This is a genomic window from Kitasatospora sp. A2-31, assembly GCF_022288725.1.
In the GTDB taxonomy this organism is placed as follows: domain Bacteria; phylum Actinomycetota; class Actinomycetes; order Streptomycetales; family Streptomycetaceae; genus Kitasatospora.
The window spans coordinates 1-1,325 of sequence record NZ_JAKNTA010000198.1 but is presented as its reverse complement, the minus strand read 5'-3'; the positions used below and the strand labels follow the sequence as shown (position 1 = coordinate 1,325).

General features: G+C 74.3%; 1 protein-coding gene and 1 pseudogene. Both read right to left on the bottom strand.

Features of this window, described 5'->3' with window-relative positions:
* Window positions 1-443: pseudogene (locus tag MCM47_RS40850) on the bottom strand (flavohemoprotein); the annotation flags it as partial.
* 187 nt (window positions 444-630) lie between these two features.
* Window positions 631-1,230: a hypothetical protein gene (locus tag MCM47_RS40845; RefSeq protein ID WP_308222637.1), complete on the bottom strand. Its 600-nt coding sequence runs from the start codon at window positions 1,228-1,230 to the stop codon at window positions 631-633.
* Window positions 1,231-1,325 lie beyond the last annotated feature (95 nt).

The window sequence follows — 1,325 nt, the reverse complement described above, 5'->3', positions numbered from 1 at the left end:
TGGTCGCGGCCGAGTCGGCCGAGCGTGTCGGCGAGTTCGGCGGGCCGGTCGAGGTGTTCGACGAGGTAGGTGAACATCCGCTCCAGGTGGGACCGCTGGAACTCCATGGAGGCCGGGAAGAGCGAGCGCAAGTAGGGGCGGCGCAGGAACATGAACCGATAGAGGTGGTCGATCAGGTCCGCGAACGGGGTGACCAGGCCGAGGGTGCGCAGGATCAGCCGCTGGTCGGCCGCACCGTCGTAAGACCGGCCGGTGGGGGACGGCGCGCCGCCCCGTCCGTCCGCCGGCCCCGGGAACGCGGTCGCCGGGAACGCGGGTGCCGGGAACGCGGGTGCCGGGAACGCGGGTGCCGGCGCGAGGATCTGCCGGCGAAGGCGCATGGCGTGGTGGCGCGCGATCAACCGGTCGTACTCGGTGGACGCGGCGCTGCTGCTGATCTCCATGACCAGCAGCCTAACGATCCGTCAGATGCTCGACGTACACGCTCTGTTCACCTCGCGAACCGGCCCGATCGGCGGACCGGGCCGGTTCCGGGCAGGGCAGGGCCCGGAGGGTGCGCAGTTCCAGTGAACGTCCCGGCGGAGGGTCCCGGACAGAGCCGGTGGTCCCGACCGGCCCGGGACCACCGGCCTAACGGGGCCGCTCCGCCGGGGACTCCCGGCCCTCGGCGGGGGCGGCCGGCGTGGCGGATCCCACACCCTCGGCCGGCCCGGTCGCGGCCCAACTGGCGAGCAGACGAAGCGACTCGGCCGAGGGCGAGCCGGGCTCGGCGTGGTAGGTCACCAGCACCTGGTCCGGATCGCCGGCCGGCCGCAGCGTCTCGTAGCGCAGGGTCAGCCGGCCGACCACGGGGTGGTGCAGGTCCTTGGTGCCGTGGCCCTTGTCCCGGATGTCGTGCGCGGCCCAGAGCCGGCGGAAGTCCGCGCTCTTCAGCGAGAGTTCACCGATCAGCGAGGCCAGCCGGGGATCGTCGAGGTCCCGGCCGGCCTCCAACCGCAGGATGCCGACCACGTCCGTGGCCTTGCCCTCCCAGTCGTCGTACAGCTCACGCGCCGCCGGGTCCAGGAAGACGTGCCAGGCCATGTTCCGCTGCTCCGGCGGCATCGCGGAGAAGTCGCCGGTCAACGCGTTGCCGAGCCGGTTCCACGCGACGATGTCCAGCCGCCGTCCGAGCACGTACGCCGGGACGCCCTCCATCGCGTCGAGCAGTTGCTGCAGGGCGGGCCGCACCTGCTGGGGGCGGGCCGCCGCGGCGCGCCCGCTCCGGCGGCGGGGGGGGTTTGGGGGGCCCCTGCGGGGCTCGCGCCCCGCGGGGGGGGGGCCCC